This window comes from Dyella solisilvae (assembly GCF_003351225.1).
Taxonomy (GTDB): domain Bacteria; phylum Pseudomonadota; class Gammaproteobacteria; order Xanthomonadales; family Rhodanobacteraceae; genus Dyella; species Dyella solisilvae.
This window is the reverse complement of the sequence record NZ_QQSY01000002.1, coordinates 30642-49240: the sequence shown is the minus strand read 5'-3', so window position 1 is coordinate 49240 and position 18599 is coordinate 30642. Positions and strand designations below refer to the sequence as shown.

The following is an 18599-nucleotide window of genomic DNA, read 5'->3' as shown; positions in this document are numbered from 1 at the left end:
CGATGCTATTCGACGCCACCCAAGCCAAACGACGACAGGGACCCCGCGGCAGCTTCGACATGCCGCTGGTGATCGCGCTCGTCGGTCTGGCGAGCGTTGGCGTCGTGATGGTGGCGTCCAGTTCGATCGCGGTGGCGGAGAGCCAGCACATCGGCGCGTTCTACTTCCTCAAGCGCCACCTGCTGTTCCTCAGCATTGGCCTGGTGCTGGCGGCCATCGCCATGCGCACCGAGCTGAAGCTGATGGAGAAGAATGCCTATCTGCTGCTGGGCGGCGCGGTGCTGTTGCTGCTGATGGTGTTCGTGCCGGGCATCGGCATGCGCATCAACGGCGCGCGGCGCTGGCTCAATTTCCTGATCACCAGCTTCCAGCCGGTCGAGGCGGTGAAGCTGATCCTCGTCGTCTATACGGCGAGCTATCTGGTGCGCCATCGCGAAAGCGTGGAGACCAGCTTCTGGGGCCTGTTCAAGCCGATCATGGTCGCAGGCATGTTCGTCGTGTTGCTGCTGGCGCAGCCGGACTTCGGCTCGGCCACGCTGATGATCGCGGTGACCATCGGCATGATCTGGCTGGGCGGCGCCCAGCCGGTGTACCTCGGCGGCATGGGCCTGCCGGTGGTGGCGCTGTTGTGGTTCGTGGCGAAGTTCGAGCCCTACCGCATGCGACGCCTCACCTCGTTCATCGACCCGTGGGCGGATCCGTTCAACGACGGCTTCCAGCTGACGCAGTCGCTGATGGCGATTGGCCGCGGCGAATGGACCGGCGTAGGCCTGGGTTCGAGCGTGCTGAAGCTCTCCTACCTGCCCGAGGCGCACACCGACTTCATCTTCGCGGTGATCTCCGAGGAACTGGGCCTGGCTGGCATCCTGTTCGTGATGGGCCTGTTCGCGCTGGCCGTCGGCCGCGGCCTGTACATGGGCATGAAGGGCATGGAGATGGGCCAGCGCTTCGCCGGCTACGTGGCCTGCGGGATCTCGCTGATGCTGGGCGCGCAGACCATGGTGTCGATCGGCGTGAACCTCGGCGCGCTGCCGACCAAGGGCCTGACCCTGCCGCTGATCAGCTACGGCGGCTCGTCCATCGTGCTGACCTGCGCGATGGCCGGCGTGCTGTTGCGCACCACCTACGAAATCAACCGCGCGATCGACGCGCGCCAGATGGCGGCACGCAACCCCGCCAACGCCGTGCCGGACGCCAATCCGGCCGTTGCCGCCGCGCCTGCGCGCGAGGCGGTGACCGCATGAGCGGACAGGCGCCCGTGTTGATCATGGCTGGCGGCACCGGCGGCCACATCTTCCCCGGCCTGGCCGTGGCCGAAGCGCTGCGCGCGCAGGGCGTGCCCGTGGTGTGGCTGGGCGCCGAGGGCGGCATGGAGACCAAGGTGGTGCCGGCGCACGGCATCGATCTGGTCACCGTGCCGGTCGGCGGCCTGCGCGGCAAGGGGCTGAAGACCCGCCTGCTGGCGCCGCTGATGCTAGCGCGGGCGCTGCTGGCCTCGCTGGCCGCGCTTCGCCGGATCAAGCCGCGCAGCGTGTTGTCGATGGGCGGCTACGTGGCCGGCCCCGGCGGCGTGGCCGCGCGCCTCACGCGTCGACCGCTGCTGGTGCACGAACAGAACCGCGTCGCCGGTTTCACCAACCGCAAGCTGGCGGCGCATGCCCAGCGTGTGCTCGCCGGCTTCAGCGATGCCTTGCCGGGCGCGGAGTGGGTGGGCAACCCCGTACGCGGCGCGATCGCAGCGCTGCCAGCGCCGCGCGAACGCATGGCTGCCCGGCATGATCGTCCGCGCCTGCTGGTGCTGGGCGGCAGCCTGGGCGCGCGCGCGCTGAACATCGCGCTGCCTCAGGCGCTGGCGCTGATCTCACCGACGCAGCGCCCCGAAGTGCTGCACCAGTGCGGCAACCGCGGCATCGACGAGGCGCGCGAGGCCTATGCCAAGGCCGGCGTCGAGGCGCAGATCGTTCCTTTCATCGAGGACATGGCCGGCACTTACGCCTGGGCCGACCTCGCGGTGTGCCGCGCCGGCGCGCTGACCCTGGCCGAACTGACCGCCGCCGGCCTCGGCGCGGTGCTCGTGCCGTTCCCCTATGCGGTGGATGACCACCAGACCCGCAATGCGGAGGCGCTGGTCGCCGCGCATGCGGCCGAACTGATTCAGGAGAAGGATCTGGACGTACAGCAGTTGGCGCAGCGCCTCGAAGCGCTGCTGGATAACCGCGAGCGCACGATCGCGATGGGTGAGGCCGCGCGCACGCTGGCCAAGCCTGACGCAGCCGCCGTGATCGCCCGCGCCTGCCTGGAGGTGGCTGCATGACGCCGCGCCGCCTGCTCGCGCACGAAGACTTGATGACCACCTTCCGCCGCGTGCATTTCATCGGCATCGGCGGCGTGGGCATGAGCGGCATCGCCGAGGTGCTGCACAACCTGGGCTATGCGGTTTCCGGTTCCGATCGCTCCAACTCGCCGACCGCGCAGCGGCTCGCGGCGCTGGGCATCGAAGTCCATGTCGGCCATGCCGCGGAGAACATCGGCGACGCCGATGTCGTGGTGACCTCCAGTGCGATCCGCGCTGACAACCCCGAGCTGGTCGCCGCACGTGCCGCGCGCATCCCGGTGGTGCCGCGCGCCGAGATGCTGGGCGAGCTGATGCGCTTCCGTCGCGGCATCGCGATCGCCGGCACGCACGGCAAGACCACCACCACCAGCCTGGCCGCCAGCGTGCTGGCCGAGGCGGACTACGATCCGACCTTCGTGATCGGCGGCCAGCTCAACGCGGCCGGCGCCAACGCGCGGCTCGGCACCGGCCAGTACATCGTGGCCGAGGCCGACGAGTCGGACGGCTCGTTCCTGATGCTGTCGCCGGTGATCGCCGTGGTCACCAACATCGACGCCGATCATCTTGAGAACTATCAGGGCGATTTCGCGCTGGTGAAGAAGGCCTTTGGCGACTTCCTGCACCGCCTGCCGTTCTACGGCCTCGCCGTGCTGTGCGTGGACGACCCGGAAGTGGCCGAGCTGGCCAAGTCCACCACGCGCCGCGTGATGACCTACGGCATCGATACGCCGGATGCCGACGTGCGCGCGAGCAATCTCTCGCAGCACGGCTTCGAGATGCACTTCGACCTGTGGCTGCCGGGCCGTGCCGAGGCGCTGCACGTCAAGCTCAACCTGCCGGGCCGGCACAACGTACTCAATGCGCTGGCCGCCGCCACCATCGGCTGGCAGCTCGGCGTGGAGGCGCAGGCGATCGCCCATGCGCTGCAAAACTTCCAGGGCGTCGGCCGCCGCTTCCATCGCCGCGGCGAGATCGCGCTCGATCAAGGGACGGCGCTGCTGGTCGATGACTATGGTCATCACCCGCGCGAACTGGCGGCGGTGTTCGCCGCAGCGCGCGGTGGCTGGCCTGATCGTCGCCTGGTGGTCGGCTTCCAGCCGCACCGCTACAGCCGTACGCGCGACCTGTTGGACGACTTCGCCAACGTGCTTGCCGAGGCCGACGTGCTGGTGCTGACGGACGTCTATCCGGCCGGCGAAGCGCCGATCGCCGGCGCCGATGGTCGAGCGCTGGCGCGCGCGGTGCGGGCGCGCGGCAAGGTCGATCCGGTGCTGATCGACCATCCGCGTGAACTGAAGGACGCGCTGCCCGCGCTGTTGCGCGACGGCGACCTGTTGTTGCTGCTGGGCGCCGGCGATATCGGCGCGGCGGCGGTGGAGCTGGCCCAGGCCGGCAATTTGAGGACCCACAAGTGACGAAGACCATCACCGATCCCGCACAGTTTGGCCGCGTCGCCGTGGTGATGGGCGGCAGCTCGGCCGAGCGCGAGGTGTCGCTCGACTCGGGCCGCAACGTGCTGGGCGCGCTGCAGGCGCGTGGCGTCGACGCGCACGCGATCGACGGCATCCCGGCGCTGCTGGACGCGGCGCGTGCAGGCCACTTCGCCCGCGTGTTCAACATCTTGCACGGCGGCGGTGGCGAGAACGGCGAGCTGCAGGGCGCCCTGCAGTCGCTGCGCATCCCGTTCACGGGTTCGGGCGTGCTCGGCTCGGCGCTGTCGCTGGACAAGATCCGCGCCAAGCTGGTGTGGCAGGCGATTGGCCTTCCCACGCCGAAGTTCAAGGCGTTGCCGCGCGGCGCCGACGTGCACGCGGCGGCACGCGAGATCGGCTTCCCGCTGATCGTGAAGCCGGCCTGGGAAGGCTCCAGCGTGGGCGTCTCCCGCGTGTTCAAGGAAGAGGATCTGGACGAAGCGGTGGCGCTGGCCCAGCGCTATCCGGGCGACATGCTGATGGAGACCCTCATTGAGGGTGGTGAGTACACCGTCGGCATCCTCAATCGCCAGGTGCTGGCCACGATCAACATCGTCCCCAAGGGCGAGTACTACGACTACAACGCCAAGTACATCGCCGAGGACACCCAGTACCTCTGCCCGGGCCTGCACGGCGACGCCGAGCGCGAGATGCAGGAACTGGCCCTGCGCGCGTTCGACGCGCTGGCCTGCTCGGGTTGGGGCCGCGTCGACGTCATGCGCGACAGGCAGGGGCGCAACTGGCTGCTGGAAGTGAACACTGCGCCGGGCATGACCTCGCATTCGCTGGTGCCCAAAGCCGCCGCGGTGGCCGGCATCGACTACCAGACGCTTTGCTGGCGCGTACTGGAAACCAGCTTCCGGGAGGGCGTGTGAGGGGAACCATCCGCCTCGTTGCCTGGGTTCTCGCCATCGCGCTCGTGGCGCTGCCGATCGTCGGCGTGCTGCGCGGATGGTTTGCGGCCAATCGCTGGCCGGTGACCCAGTTGACGGTGCAGGCCGAGTTCAAGCATGTCACGCCGGACGAGCTCCGCGCCGTGGTCATGCCGCGTCTCGGCAAGGGGTTCTTCGCGCTCGACATCGAGGGCGTGCAGAAGGCCGTGGCCGCATTGCCGTGGGTGGAGTCGGTGGAGGCGCGCAAGCGCTGGCCGGACACCCTGGTGCTGCGCATCTACGAACGCCAGCCGTTTGCACGCTGGAACGAGAAGCAGCTGATCAGCCGTCAGGGACTGGTGTTCGACGTGCCGGACGTGTCCGCCAACAGTGAACTGCCTGACCTGCGCGGACCCGATGCGCGCCTGGCCGAGGTGGTGAGCTTCTACGCCGAGACGCAGAAGGCGTTCACCAACACCCATCTGAAAATCACCGGCGTCTCGCTCACCGAGCGTGGCAGCTGGAGCCTCACCACCAGCAACGGCGCGCAGATCATCCTGGGCGACCGCGACCAGGCCGGTCGTCGCCTGCGCCGTTTCCTGGACGTCTACCCGCAGCTGATGGCTGGCCATACCGATGGCTTCGCCTATGCCGATCTTCGCTACACCAATGGATTTGCCGTTCGATGGCCGCCGCAGGCGAGCACCGTGAACGCTGGAGGCTCACCCCGCACATGAAGACCAAGAACGACAAGCAACTGGTGGTCGGCCTCGACATCGGCACCTCGAAAGTGGTGGCGATCGTCGGCGAGTACGAGCCGGGCGAACCGATCGAAGTGATCGGCATCGGCACCCACGTCTCGCGCGGCATGAAGCGCGGCTCGGTGGTGGACATCGAATCGACCGTCCACTCCATCCAGCGCGCGGTCGAGGAGGCCGAGCTGATGGCCGGCTGCGATATCCGCTCGGTCTACGCCTCGATCTCCGGCAGCCACCTTGAGACCAAGAACTCGCACGGCACCGCGGCGATCCGCGACCGCGAAGTGACTCCGGGCGATCTCGAGCAGGTGCTGGAAGCGGCCAGTGCGGTGGCGATCCCGGCCGACCGCAAGGTGCTCTACAAGGAGTCGCAGGAATACCGCATCGACGGCCAGGACGGCATCCGCTCGCCGGTGGGCATGAGTGGGGTGCGCCTGGAGGCGAGCGTGCACCTGGTCACCGGCGCAGCGGCGGCGGTGCAGAACATCTCCAAGTGCATCCAGCGTTGCGGTCTCACCGTGGACGAGCTGGTGCCCTCGGCGGTGGCCAGCGCCAAGTCCGTGCTGACCGACGATGAGCGCGAGCTGGGCGTATGCCTGGTGGACATCGGCGCGGGCACCACCGACATCTCCATCTATACGCAGGGCGCGATCCGCTACACCAAGTCGCTGCCGGTGGGTGGCGACCAGGTCACCAACGACATCGCCTACGGCGTGCACACGCCGACCGCGCATGCCGAGGAGATCAAGATCAAGTACGCCTGCGCGCTGGCGCAGCTCGCCCACGCCGAGGAAACCATCCAGGTTCCCAGCGTCGGCGACCGCCCGCCGCGCCGCCTGGCCCGCCAGTCGCTGGCGCAGTCGGTGCAGGCGCGTTACGAGGAAATCTTCGAGATGGTGCAGGACGAGCTGCGCCGCTCCGGCTACGAGAGCCTGGTCGCGGCTGGCGTGGTGCTCACCGGTGGCGCCTCGCGCATGGAAGGCGCGCTGGAGCTGGCCGAGGAGATCTTCCACAAGATGGTGCGCGTGGGCGTGCCGCAGCATGTCTCGGGTCTGGGCGAGGTCGTCTCCAATCCGCTGCACTCCACCGGCGTGGGTCTGCTGCTGCACGGCGCGCGCTCCGGCGGCATGCGCGTGAGCGGCCCCTCGGGCGGCAGCGTGGGCGGCCTGGTCGACAAGCTACGCGGCTGGATCACCAAGAATTTCTGATTTCGGTGGGGCAGGAGGCCTCGCCATGGACGAATGGATGTTCGTCCGCCACCAAGGGGCGACAGGACGGTCGACACCCGCGGTTACAACGACAACGATGCTCTACGGAGGACGGGAAATGTTTGAACTGATCGAAAAACTCGCACCAAATGCAGTCATCAAGGTCATCGGCGTGGGCGGCGGCGGCGGTAATGCCGTGGCGCACATGCTTAACGCAAACATCGAAGGCGTCGAGTTCGTCGTCGCCAACACCGACGCGCAGGCCATGAAGAGCTGCGGTTCGCGTACGCACCTGCAGCTGGGCGCCAACGTGACCAAGGGCCTGGGCGCCGGCGCCAACCCGGAAGTGGGCCGTCAGGCCGCGCTGGAAGACCGCGAGCGCATCGAGGAGATGCTCGAGGGCGCGGACATGGTGTTCATCACCGCCGGCATGGGCGGCGGCACCGGTACCGGCGCGGCGCCGGTGGTGGCGCAGCTGGCCAAGGAGAAGGGCATCCTCACTGTGGCGGTGGTCACCAAGCCGTTCCCGTTCGAGGGTCGTCGCCGCATGCAGGTGGCGATGAAGGGTATCGAGGACCTTTCCCAGCACGTGGACTCGCTGATCACCGTGCCGAACGAGAAGCTGCTGTCGGTGCTCGGTCGTGAAGTGACGCTTCTTAATGCATTCAAGGCCGCCAACGACGTGCTGCAGGGCGCCGTGCAGGGCATCGCCGACCTGATCACCGCCCCGGGCCTGATCAACGTCGACTTCGCCGACGTGCGCACCGTGATGTCCGAGATGGGCATGGCGATGATGGGTTCCGGCACCGCCCGTGGCGATGATCGCGCCCAGGCCGCCGCCGAGGCCGCCATCAACAACCCGCTGCTGGAAGACGTCAATCTCAACGGCGCCTGCGGCATCCTGGTCAACGTCACCGCCGGTCCGAACCTGACTATGCGCGAATTCGACGAGATCGGCCGCGTCATCCACGACTTCGCCAGCGAAGACGCCACCGTGGTGATGGGCACCTCGCTCGACGCGGAAATGCAGGACGACGTGCGCGTCACGGTGGTCGCCACCGGCCTCAACCGCGCCACCGCCCGCCAGCCGGTGCGCCCGCAGGTGACCCAGCAGGTCGAAATGCGCCAGCGCCCCCGTCCGGTCGTGCTGCGTACCGGCACCGGCAACGAAGTGGTCGATTACGCCCAGCCCGAGTCCGTCACCACCAGCCGCGTCGAGACCAGCTCGTCGGCCAAGAGCGCCGATCCGAGCTTCGATTACCTCGATATCCCGGCCTTCCTGCGCCGCCAGGCCGACTGAAACGACTGACAGGGCAAATAATTTGAAGAAAAATTGAACAAATCGCCGGTTTCACTTGTCAGTAACGAACCGCGCACGGTTCTGCCCCGGTTGGGGCGGTGCACGCGAGGGTCACCCCCGCCGTTAGGTGGGGGGCCCGGCTGACGCTGTTCGGCGATCGTTCTTGAGTACATCTGGCTTCAACGACGTGCCTCAGGGATGGCGCATGACTGGCCGAATCTTTCGATCCGGCCCGGTCCAGCGTCCCGCCACCGGATCCCGTCCCGGTGCGGGGCGCTGTGTCGAGGCTAAGTTGTTGAAACGGTTAGGGAAATATTTGCACACCGCATGAACGTGGCTTGTTCATGAATGAAAGGAACATGAAAGGGTGTGCAGAGTTTGTGGAGCGGATTGGCTTTTCACAGGTTAAGACTGTGTTAGCATCGCTCCCCTAATTTGGCTGCTGCCCCTTACAGGTACCAAAAAAATGATCAAGCAGCGTACGCTCAAGAACATCATTCGCGCCACAGGCGTCGGTCTGCATACCGGCGACAAGGTGTACATGACGCTTCGCCCCGCTGCCCCGAATACGGGCATCGTGTTTCGTCGTACCGATCTGAATCCGCCGGTGGAAATCGCCGCCCGTCCCGACAACGTCGGTGATACGCGTCTTTCCACCACCCTGGTCAATGGCGATGTGCGCGTCTCGACGGTTGAGCATCTGCTCTCCGCGATGGCGGGCCTCGGCATCGACAACGCCTACGTCGACCTGTCTGCGCCGGAAGTGCCGATCATGGACGGCAGCGCCGGTCCCTTCGTGTTCCTGCTGCAGTCCGCAGGCATCGAAGAACAGAACGCCGCCAAGCGCTTCATCCGCATCAAGAAGCCGATCAAGGTGCAGGACGGCGACAAGTGGGCCAGCTTCGAGCCGTTCGAAGGCTTCAAGGTCGGCTTCTCGATCGAGTTCAACCATCCGATCATCAGCAAGCGCACCTCCAGGGCGGAGATCGACTTCTCCACCACTTCCTTCGTGAAGGAAGTGAGCCGTGCGCGCACCTTCGGTTTCATGCGCGACATCGAGATGCTGCGCGAACACAACCTCGCGCTCGGCGGCTCGATGGACAACGCCGTGGTGCTGGACGACTACCGCGTGCTCAACGAAGACGGCCTGCGTTACGAGGACGAGTTCGTGAAGCACAAGATCCTCGACGCGATCGGTGACCTCTACCTGCTGGGCCACAGCCTGGTGGGCGCCTACTACGCCCACAAGTCGGGCCATGAGCTCAACAACAAGCTGCTTCGTACCCTGATGGCCGACGCTTCGGCCTGGGAAGAAGTCAGCTTCGCAGACGACCCGGCCACCTCGCCGATCTCCTACGCCCACCCGGCGCAGGCGATCTGAGATTCGCCGGATCGGCTAAGCCCCGGTCCAAGCTGAACAAACTGAACGGCCGCGCCTCTCGGGACGCGGCCGTTCGTTTTGTGATATACCTCGCCCCTTCCATTGGCAGCTGTTCACGTACTGATGACATCAGGGTCTATCAGGGTCGTGGGGGCATGGTATAAACCCGAAGGCGCCGGCCGACAGGCCGACGTTGGGAGAGTACGGCGATGGAGTCGGTGGCTGACGGACCTTAGTCCGCGTCGCCGGGCCTGGAATCAGAATTTTCGGCGACGGACGCCAGCTCAAGGAACAGATTCCGCAATTCGGGGTCTGAGGTTGAGGCCGCGGCGGCTCTCAGATGAGAGGCGGCGGCTTTTGAAAGCGGTTTGGACCGATCCGGCACGGTTTCTGTCGGTGAAGGGGGGGCCACTTTCACGGTGACTGAACTGGCGTACGTGCCCACAGCACGTGCGGTCGAGAGGATTTGCGCCTGGAGAAGGCGCAGCCTGGCGGCCAGGGCCGGCGAGGGAGCCAGAAAAACGAGGCGGCCGTCTTGCAGGTTGGCGAATCGAACCTGCTCGCGGAGTGGTGACGGTAACGTCTGGCGCAGTGCGCGATCCAATGCATCCAGCTCACGGGCTTTGCGGGCCAGTGAGGCGACGGGGCCGAACTCAGTGATGGCTTTGAGTCCGGATCCTGTGCGGCGGGTGGGTTTTGGAACGTCGCGCTGCATGGATGCCGACAACTTCGACGAAGAAAGACATGCAAATCATACTTGTGTCCCGCACCAAAAAGGTGCCGAAAACCTTCAATCTTGCCGATCGGCGCCTGCGTTGGCGCTTGATCGGAGCAGCGACGGCGGCGGTGCTTGGTTGTGCGGGACTCGGCGGCGCAGTCGCCATGGTGGTAGCCAGCCCCCACGACCGGGCGCTGAGCGAGATCCGCCGCCTCCGCCAGCAGGTCCAGCAGCAGGATCAGCAACTGGCTGGCGTGCGCAAGGACGCCCAGCGCGACACGGACGCCCTGGCGGTGAAACTTGGCCAGCTCCAGGCGCAATCGACGCGGCTCAACGCCCTCGGTGAGCGCCTGACCCAGGTCGGCAAGCTCGACGATGGCGAGTTCAACTTCGACGAGGCCCCGCCCGTGGGCGGCGTAGAAGACACCTCGGATAGCGGCTACGCGCTGCCGCAGACCCTGGACAACAGCATCAACCAGCTGGCCAGCCAGTTCGATAGCCAGCAGGCCCAGCTTCTGGCCCTGCAGAGCCTGCTGCTGGACGCCAAGGTCGAATCCAGTCTCAAGCCCACCGGCATGCCGGTCGAGGGCTATATCTCGTCCTACTTCGGCGGTCGCCCCGACCCGTTCAGCGGTCACAGTGCGTATCACACGGGCCTGGACATCTCCGCGCCCAAGGGCACGCCGGTGCACGCGGTGGCCGAAGGCATGGTCACCTATGCCGGCGAGCGCACGGGTTACGGCCAGGTGATCGAGATCGACCACGGCAACGGCTACATGACCCGCTACGCCCACAACAGCCGCCTGGACGTGCGTCCGGGCCAGCGCGTGCACGTGGGCGATGTGGTCTCGGAGGCCGGTTCCACCGGCCGCTCGACCGGCTCTCACGTGCATTTCGAGGTCTGGTACAAGGGCCGCGTGGTCAATCCGCTGGCCTTCGTGAAGAACCATCGCTGAGCGGTTCGCGCGGGCGGCCTCGGCCGCCCTTGAAAGGCTTTCCGCGCGCCGCCACTCCTTGGCTGGGACGATGATCGGGGAGTCTGCAGCGCCGGCCCGTACGGCGGTGCGACGCGGCATGTTGCGGACCAGCGCCTGCGGCGGTGCGGCGTTTGGGATAGCTCGCCGACCCTAGTATCATCAATCCTTTCGTCCTGCCCGGATTTGCCGGGCGGGCGGCTCATGAATCCTGATCCGGAAGATCGATGCTTAACCGTGCCCTGACGAGCCTTTTCGGTAGCCGCAACGAACGCGTGCTGCGCCAGCTCTCCAAGAATGTCGCGCGCATCAATGCGCTCGAACCCGAATTCGAGAAGCTGAGCGACGAGGCGCTGCGGGCCAAGACCGAGGAGTTCAAGCAGCGCGTCGCCGGCGGCGAATCGCTGGACAAGCTGCTGCCGGAAGCTTTCGCCACCGTGCGCGAGGCGGCCAAGCGCGTGCTGGGCATGCGCCACTACGACGTGCAGATGATCGGCGGCATGGTGCTGCATTCGGGCCGCATCGCCGAAATGCGCACGGGTGAAGGCAAGACCCTGGTCGGCACCTTGCCGGTGTACCTCAATGCGCTGGAAGGCAAGGGCGTGCACGTGGTCACGGTCAATGACTACCTGGCTCGCCGCGACTCGGCGCAGATGGGCAAGCTCTATAGCTTCCTGGGCCTGAGCACGGGCGTGGTGTGGCCGGGCATGGACCACGCGGACAAGCATGCCGCCTACGCTTCCGACATCACCTACGGCACCAACAACGAATTCGGCTTCGACTACCTGCGCGACAACATGGCGCTCAGCAAGGACCAGCGCTACCAGCGCGGCCTGCACTACGCCATCGTCGACGAGGTGGATTCGATCCTGATCGACGAGGCGCGCACCCCGCTGATCATTTCCGGCCCGGCCGAGGATTCCCCGCAGCTGTACATCGCGGTGAACAAGATCGTGCCCAAGATGATCCGTCAGGAGAAGGAAGACGGCGCGGGCGATTACTGGGTCGACGAGAAGCAGAAGCAGGTGCACCTGTCCGAAGAGGGCATGTCGCACGCGGACGAACTGCTTCACGAGGCCGGCGTCATCGATGCCGACAGCGGCCTGTACGACACCAAGAATCTGGCTGCGGTGCACCACCTCAATGCCGCCTTGCGCGCCAACGCGATCTACCACCGCGACGTGGACTACATCGTCCGCGACGGCGAGGTGGTGATTGTCGACGAATTCACTGGCCGCACGCTGCCGGGCCGCCGCTGGTCGGATGGCCTGCACCAGGCGGTGGAAGCGAAGGAAGGCGTGCCGATCCAGCGCGAGAACCAGACGCTGGCGACCATCACCTTCCAGAACCTGTTCCGCATGTACAAGAAGCTGGCCGGCATGACCGGTACGGCGGACACGGAAGCCTACGAATTCCAGCAGATCTACGGCCTGGAAGTGGTGGTGATTCCCACCCACAAGCCGATGATCCGCCAGGACAACCCGGACATGGTCTTCCTTGGTCAGCAGGCCAAGTACCGTGCGGTCATCGAGGACATCAAGGACTGCAACAAGCGCGGTCAGCCCGTGCTCGTGGGCACCACGTCCATCGAAGTGTCCGAGCTGCTGTCGAACCTGCTGCGCAAGGACAAGATCGCGCACGAAGTGCTCAACGCGAAGCAGCACGAGCGCGAAGCGCACATCGTGGCCCAGGCCGGCGCGCCGGGTTCGGTGACCATCGCCACCAACATGGCAGGTCGCGGCACCGACATCGTGCTCGGCGGCAGCCTCGAGGCGGCGCTGGCTGCGCTGCCGGAAGATGCCTCCGAGACCGAGCGCGCGAAGGTCAAGTCCGACTGGAAGAAGCGCCACGAACAGGTGCTCACCTCGGGCGGCCTGCACATCGTTGGCACCGAGCGCCACGAGTCGCGTCGCATCGACAACCAGCTGCGTGGCCGCTCCGGCCGCCAGGGTGACCCGGGCTCTTCCCGCTTCTACCTGTCGCTGGAAGACAACCTGCTGCGCATCTTCGCTGGCGACTGGGTCGGCCGTTGGATGCGCATGTTCGGCATGAAGGAAGAGGATGCGCTGGAAGACCGCATGGTCAGCCGGCAGATCGAAAAGGCGCAGCGCAAGGTCGAGCAGCACAACTTCGACATCCGCAAGCACCTGCTGGAGTTCGACGACGTCGCCAACGACCAGCGCAAGGTGATCTACAGCCAGCGCGACGAGCTGCTGGTGGTGGATGACGTGTCCGACACCATTGCCGACATCCGTGACGCCGTGGTCAGCGATCTCGTGCAGCGTTACGTGCCGGCGGAAAGCATCGACGAGCAATGGGATCTCGCCGGCCTCGATCGCGAGCTGGAAAGCGAGTTCGGCCTGTCGCTTCACCTCAAGGCATGGGTCGAGCAACAGCACGAGATCGACGACAAGATGATCCTCGAGCACGTGCGTGACTCGGTGGAGCAGCTGTTCAAGACGAAGGAGCAGCAGATCGGCAGCGACACCATGCGCCAGCTTGAAAAGCACATCATGCTCAGCGTGGTGGACAACGCCTGGAAGGAGCACCTGGCGAGCATGGATTACCTGCGCCAGGGCATCTATCTGCGTGGCTATGCGCAGCAGCAGCCGAAGCAGGAGTTCAAGCGTGAGTCGTTCTCGCTGTTCTCCACCATGCTCGATCGCATCAAGAGCGAAGTGGTGCAGATGCTGGCGCGTGTGCGCATCCGCAGCGAGGAAGAAGTCGCCGCGATGGAAGCCGAGCAGCAGCGGCTCGCCGAGCGCCTGCAGCGCCAGATGTTGGCCAGCGGCGGTGGCGCTCCGGTGGGAGCCTTGGGCGCCGATCCGGAAGCCGTGGCGGCGGGCAGCATGGCCGCGCCGGCGGCGAGCGCGCATGACGGTCCGCGCGTGGGGCGCAACGATCCCTGCCCGTGTGGCTCGGGCAAGAAGTACAAGCACTGCCACGGGCAGCTGTCCTGATCAAAAGAAACCCCGCCGCGGCGGGGTTTCTTTTTGCCTGGGTTTCCTGCTGCAGGGGCGCACCCTGTGCTCGACCGACTTTGCAGCGGTCGTCGAGGTCGCGCCTCAGTCGCCGCCACCCGGCACGCGCTTGCGCGTCGGCTCGGCATCAACGGAGATGTACTGCGGCTCTTCGCTGTCCAGCCGCATGGCGGTGAGCTGGCCACCCCAGACGCAGCCGGTGTCGATGGCGTAGATGCCCATGCCGGACATGCGGCCCAGCGCCGACCAGTGGCCGCAGACGATGCGGGTTTCGCGCCGGCGCATGCCAGGCACTTCGAACCACGGATACATGCCAGGCTTTTGCGTGCCGGGGATACCCTTGCTTTCGAAGTCGATGCGGCCCTGCACGTCGCAGTAGCGCATGCGGGTGAGCGTATTGATCGATGCGCGCATGCGCTCGATACCTTGCAGGCGGCTGGTCCAGGCCGCAGGGCGATTGCCGAACAGGTTCTTCAGCAGGCGCGGGTGGCGCGGGCTGCCGAGCTCACGTTCGATCTCCTGCGCGGCGCGCTGCGCCTGGCGCAGTGTCCACGAGGGCGCGAGGCCGGCATGCACCATGGTCCAGTTGAGCTGTTCGTCGAGGTGCAGCAGCTTCTGAGAGCGAAGCCACTCCATCAGTATTGGCGCGTCATCGGCGAACAGCACTTCGCGCAGTTCCGGGTTCACCTTGGACTGCGCCTCGGGGCGCCGCTGGGCGATCGCCAGCAGGCTCAGGTCATGGTTGCCCAGCGTGACGATGGATTGCTCGCGCAGCCCGTGGATCAGCCGCAGCGTATCCAGCGACTGGCCGCCGCGATTCACCAGGTCGCCGCAAAACCACAGGCGGTCACTGGAGGGATCGAAGCGGAGCTTGTCGAGCAGGCGCTGGAGTTCGGGATAGCATCCCTGCACATCGCCGATTGCGTACGTAGCCATCAGTGCAGGGTACGCGGGATGGAGAGGGTGAACGGCGGGATCGGCGCCTCGAAATGCGTGCCGTCGTCGGCCAGCATCTGGTAGCTGCCCTGCATCACGCCCACACTGGTCTCCAGCACGGCGCCGGAGGTGTACTCGTATTCGTCGCCCGGGCGGATCCACGGCTGCTCGCCGACCACGCCCTCACCTTCGACCTCTTCGACCTTGCCGTTGCCGTCGGTGATGATCCAGTGCCGGGTCAACAGGCGCGCGGGAACATCGCCCGCGTTATGCAGGGTGATCGTGTAGGCGAAAACGTAGCGGTTGTCGCCGGGACGGGATTGGTCGGGGACAAAGCGGGGAACGACCTGCACGTCGATCGTGTAGGAAGATCTTTCATTCATGCCGCGATTGTACGGGTTGTCGCGCCGCATGGGGCAAGCTTGCGGGCGATGGGCTGAATCGTGGCCAGCCACGTGGCGGGCCCTGCACGATCATTCCGCGGCGACGCGTGCGAGGCGCACGTAGTCCTGCGGCGAGAGGGTTTCGGCGCGAGCCTTGGGATCCACGTCGGCCGCCATGATGGCCTGCGCATCCATGACATTCTTCAGCGCATTGCCCAGCGTCTTGCGTCGTTGCGCGAAGGCGGCCTTCACGATCGTGTGGATGCGCGCAGGGTCGGCATCGGGCAGTTGATCCGCTCCCAGCGGCGTCATCCGCACCACGGCCGAATCGACCTTCGGCGGCGGACGGAACGCGCCCGGCGGCACCACGAACAGCGGTTCGACGCGGCACACCAGTTGCAGCATCACCGAAAGCCGGCCGTAGACCTTGCTGCCGGGTTCGGCGGCCATGCGGTCCACGACTTCCTTCTGCAGCATGAAGTGCATGTCCTGGATGGCGTGCGCATGCTCGACGCAGTGGAACAGGATCGGGCTGGAGATGTAGTAGGGCAGGTTGCCCGCGATGCGCAGGCGCTCCACGCCGTGGCGATGGGCGAGCGCGGTGAAGTCGACCTTGAGCACGTCCGAATGGATGACACTCAGTTCGCCCACGCTGGCGGCGCGCGCCTTCAGGTCCGGGATCAGGTCGGTGTCGAGTTCGATCGCGGTGAGTTTGCCCGCGGCGGCGAGCAGCGGCAGCGTCAGCGCGCCTTCGCCGGGGCCGATCTCCACCACGAAGTCGTCCGCGCGCGGCGAGATCGCGCTGACGATGCGCTCGATGTAGCGCTTCTCGTGCAGGAAGTGCTGGCCGAAGCTTTTCTTGGGGCGGGCGTTCATGGTGAGGGCATGCTGCAAGGGTATGAGAGGGCGAAGCGATCAGGCGGCGCCAAGGGCTGCCGCGCGGCGTCGTTCGGCCAGCGTCAGCGCCATGCGTGCGGCGGCGATCAGGCTGGACGGGTCGCCGCGGCCGGTGCCGGCCAGATCCAGGGCGGTGCCGTGGTCGACCGAGGTGCGGATGAAGGGCAGCCCCAGGGTGAGGTTGACCGTGCGGTCGAACGCTTCGCTCTTGAGCACGGGCAGGGCTTGGTCGTGGTACATCGCCAGCACGGCGTCGTAGCGCTCGCGCTGGTTGGGCACGAAGGCCGTATCGGCGGGCAACGGGCCGAGCAGGTGCAGGCCTTCGGCGCGCAGGCTGTCGAGCAGCGGGATCACCGTGTCGATCTCTTCACGGCCGAGATGGCCGCCTTCGCCAGCGTGCGGATTGAGGCCCAGCACCGCGATGCGCGGATCGGCCAGGCCGAACTTGGCCTGTAGCTCGCGGTGGACAATGCGCAGCACGCGCCCCAGCCCGTCGCGGGTTATGGCCGCGGGCACCGCCGACAGTGGCAGATGGGTGGTGGCCAGCGCCACGCGCAGCTCCGGGCTAGCCAGCATCATCACCACCTCGGCGCCGGCGCGTTCGGCGAAGAACTCCGTGTGACCACTGAAGCGGATGCCCGCTTCGTTGATTGAGGACTTCTGCAGCGGCGCGGTGACCACGGCGGCGTAGCGTCCCGCCTGGCAACCATCGGCAGCCTCGGCAAGGGTGGCCAGCACGTGCCGGGCATTCGCCGGATCCGGCTGGCCGGGCACTTCCGGGACGGCCAACGGAATGTGGCGAACCCGGAGCTGACCCGGGCGGCGCTCGAACACTGGCGCGCCATCGTCGTCGATCAGCTCCACGGCCAGGTTGCAGCGAGCCGCGGCGCGCTCCAGCAGGCTGCGGTCGGTGAGCGCAATGAAATTGGCCGCCAGCGGAGTGGCGGCCAATCGGATCAGGAGTTCGGGGCCGATCCCCGCCGGCTCACCTGCGGTGACAGCCAGCGGGGGCAGGGCGTGAGCGTTCACGCGGCCTCAGGAGGACTTGGCGCCCTGCTGCTGGTTGGGCTCACGCAGCTCGGGGACAAGGATGTTGACGTAGGCGCTGGAGCGCATCTCGCGCAGGTAGTCATCGTAGGCCTGCTCGGCCTTGCGGTTGCCGATCGCCTGACGGGCCTGGTTGCGGGACATCTCGTCGGTGCGGTCGCTCTGGCGGCTGCCCAGGCGCTCCAGGATGTGCCAGCCGGCCTCGCTCTGGAACGGCGGGGCGACCTGGTCGTCCTTCAGATCGGCCACCTTCTGGCCGATGATCGAACCCCAGTCACCCTGCATGAACCAGCCCATGTCGCCGCCGTTGTTGGCGGTGGTGTCGTCCTTGGAGTACTCCTTGGCCAGCTTGGCGAAGTCCTCATGCTTGCTGACGATGCGGTTGTACAGGTCCTCGGCCTTCTGGTGGGCCTGCTCCGGGGTCACCAGCTCGCTCGGGCGGATCAGGATCTGGCGGGCGTGGAATTCCTGCACCACCTGGCGGCTCGGGGCGCGCTGCTCGACCAGCTTGAGGATGTGGAAGCCGGTCGGGCCGCGCATGGCCGGGGTGATGTCACCGGGCTTCATGTTCGAGACCGCCTCGGCGAACGCCGGCGGGATTTCGTCCATGCGGCGCCAGCCCAGGTCACCGCCCTCCAGGGCGTCCTGGGCGTCGGAGAAGCGGATCGCCGCGGCGTGGAAGTCCATGCCGCCCTTGATGGCGTCCATGGTCTGGGCGGCCTTGTCCTGGGCCGCCTTGATGTCGGCGGCGCTGCCGCCGGCCGGCACGCTGATCTGGATGTGGGCCAGGTGGACCTCGCCCGCCTTGTAGCTCGGGCTGGCCAGCATGTTGTTGATTTCGCTGTCGGTGATGGTCACCTGGTCGCGGATCACGCTGTCATGCAGGCGCTGCACGGTCAACTGCTCGGACAACTGCTTGCGGAACGCGGCGAAGCTGCCACCGCTCTGTTCCACGGCGGCGCGGAGCTGCTCCGGGGTCATGTGGTTCTGCTGGGCCACGGCGGCCACGGCCTGGTCCACGTCGGCGTCGGACACGCGGACGCCCTGGTCCTCGGCGCGCTGCACCTGCAGGCGCATCAGGATCAGGCGGTCCAGCACCTGGCGGCGCAGCACGTCGATCGGGGGCAGCTGGCCGGGGTTGCTGGCGTACTGCTGCTGCACGGAACGTACAGCCTCATCCAGGTCGCTCTGCAGGATCACGCCCTCGTCCACCACCGCCACGATACGGTCGAGCGGCTGCTTGCCGGAAGCCGCCTGCGGCAACAGCTGGGCATGGGTGGGCAGGGCGGTCGCGGTGGCGATCGCGAGCAGGAAAAACGCGAAGGGCTGCTTCATCA

The 18599-nt window shown here is 66.6% G+C and carries 16 protein-coding genes; 10 read left to right on the top strand and 6 right to left on the bottom strand.

Annotated features, from left to right (window positions below; translation table 11 throughout):
• Positions 1-2: 2 nt before the first annotated feature.
• The 8 genes from ftsW to lpxC all read left to right on the top strand — a co-directional run bounded on the left by ftsW (position 3) and on the right by lpxC (position 9326).
• On the top strand, positions 3-1244 hold the full coding sequence (gene ftsW, locus DVT68_RS07545) for a putative lipid II flippase FtsW (protein ID WP_114824485.1): 1242 nt from the start codon (positions 3-5) through the stop codon (positions 1242-1244).
• Complete coding sequence (gene murG / locus DVT68_RS07540; RefSeq protein WP_114824484.1) at positions 1241-2314, top strand: undecaprenyldiphospho-muramoylpentapeptide beta-N-acetylglucosaminyltransferase; 1074 nt, start codon at positions 1241-1243, stop codon at positions 2312-2314. Before ftsW ends, murG begins: the two co-directional genes overlap by 4 nt.
• Positions 2311-3750: a UDP-N-acetylmuramate--L-alanine ligase gene (gene murC, locus DVT68_RS07535; protein ID WP_114824483.1), complete on the top strand. Its 1440-nt coding sequence runs from the start codon at positions 2311-2313 to the stop codon at positions 3748-3750. Before murG ends, murC begins: the two co-directional genes overlap by 4 nt.
• A complete protein-coding gene (locus DVT68_RS07530; protein WP_114824482.1) occupies positions 3747-4682 on the top strand; it encodes a D-alanine--D-alanine ligase in 936 nt (311 codons plus the stop codon). Before murC ends, DVT68_RS07530 begins: the two co-directional genes overlap by 4 nt.
• A complete protein-coding gene (locus DVT68_RS07525; RefSeq protein ID WP_114824481.1) occupies positions 4679-5416 on the top strand; it encodes a cell division protein FtsQ/DivIB in 738 nt (245 codons plus the stop codon). Before DVT68_RS07530 ends, DVT68_RS07525 begins: the two co-directional genes overlap by 4 nt.
• A complete protein-coding gene (ftsA, locus tag DVT68_RS07520) occupies positions 5413-6645 on the top strand; it encodes a cell division protein FtsA (protein WP_074545695.1) in 1233 nt (410 codons plus the stop codon). Before DVT68_RS07525 ends, ftsA begins: the two co-directional genes overlap by 4 nt.
• 118 nt (positions 6646-6763) lie before the next feature.
• Positions 6764-7945 (top strand): cell division protein FtsZ, encoded by a 1182-nt coding sequence (ftsZ, locus tag DVT68_RS07515; RefSeq protein WP_114824480.1) that lies wholly within the window; start codon positions 6764-6766, stop codon positions 7943-7945.
• 466 nt (positions 7946-8411) lie between these two features.
• Entirely contained in the window at positions 8412-9326 is a 915-nt protein-coding gene (gene lpxC / locus DVT68_RS07510; protein WP_114824479.1) for a UDP-3-O-acyl-N-acetylglucosamine deacetylase, read from the top strand.
• A gap of 232 nt (positions 9327-9558) precedes the next feature.
• Here lpxC and DVT68_RS07505 read toward each other — a convergent pair whose 3' ends face one another.
• Complete coding sequence (locus DVT68_RS07505) at positions 9559-10041, bottom strand: DciA family protein (RefSeq protein WP_114824478.1); 483 nt, start codon at positions 10039-10041, stop codon at positions 9559-9561.
• A 29-nt stretch (positions 10042-10070) separates the two neighbouring features.
• Here DVT68_RS07505 and DVT68_RS07500 point away from each other — a divergent pair, with 29 nt between their 5' ends.
• Together DVT68_RS07500 and secA are read left to right on the top strand one after the other, a co-directional pair.
• The gene (locus DVT68_RS07500) at positions 10071-11000 is read left to right on the top strand and encodes a M23 family metallopeptidase (protein WP_114824477.1); all 930 of its coding nucleotides are present in this window, start codon (positions 10071-10073) and stop codon (positions 10998-11000) included.
• 245 nt (positions 11001-11245) lie between these two features.
• A complete protein-coding gene (secA, locus tag DVT68_RS07495; RefSeq protein ID WP_114824476.1) occupies positions 11246-13978 on the top strand; it encodes a preprotein translocase subunit SecA in 2733 nt (910 codons plus the stop codon).
• A 105-nt stretch (positions 13979-14083) separates the two neighbouring features.
• Here secA and DVT68_RS07490 read toward each other — a convergent pair whose 3' ends face one another.
• From DVT68_RS07490 to DVT68_RS07470, 5 genes are all read right to left on the bottom strand, one after another.
• Complete coding sequence (locus tag DVT68_RS07490; RefSeq protein ID WP_114824475.1) at positions 14084-14935, bottom strand: symmetrical bis(5'-nucleosyl)-tetraphosphatase; 852 nt, start codon at positions 14933-14935, stop codon at positions 14084-14086.
• On the bottom strand, positions 14935-15318 hold the full coding sequence (apaG, locus tag DVT68_RS07485) for a Co2+/Mg2+ efflux protein ApaG (protein ID WP_114825294.1): 384 nt from the start codon (positions 15316-15318) through the stop codon (positions 14935-14937). The genes DVT68_RS07490 and apaG overlap by 1 nt, the downstream gene beginning before the upstream one ends.
• Positions 15319-15408: 90 nt before the next feature.
• Complete coding sequence (rsmA, locus tag DVT68_RS07480) at positions 15409-16194, bottom strand: 16S rRNA (adenine(1518)-N(6)/adenine(1519)-N(6))-dimethyltransferase RsmA (RefSeq protein WP_114825293.1); 786 nt, start codon at positions 16192-16194, stop codon at positions 15409-15411.
• Between the two features lie 39 nt (positions 16195-16233).
• Positions 16234-17244 (bottom strand): 4-hydroxythreonine-4-phosphate dehydrogenase PdxA, encoded by a 1011-nt coding sequence (gene pdxA, locus DVT68_RS07475; RefSeq protein ID WP_233523392.1) that lies wholly within the window; start codon positions 17242-17244, stop codon positions 16234-16236.
• Positions 17245-17250: 6 nt separating this feature from the next.
• Positions 17251-18597, bottom strand: coding sequence for a peptidylprolyl isomerase (locus DVT68_RS07470; RefSeq protein ID WP_114824474.1), 1347 nt, complete (start codon positions 18595-18597; stop codon positions 17251-17253).
• Between the last annotated feature and the right edge of the window lie 2 nt (positions 18598-18599).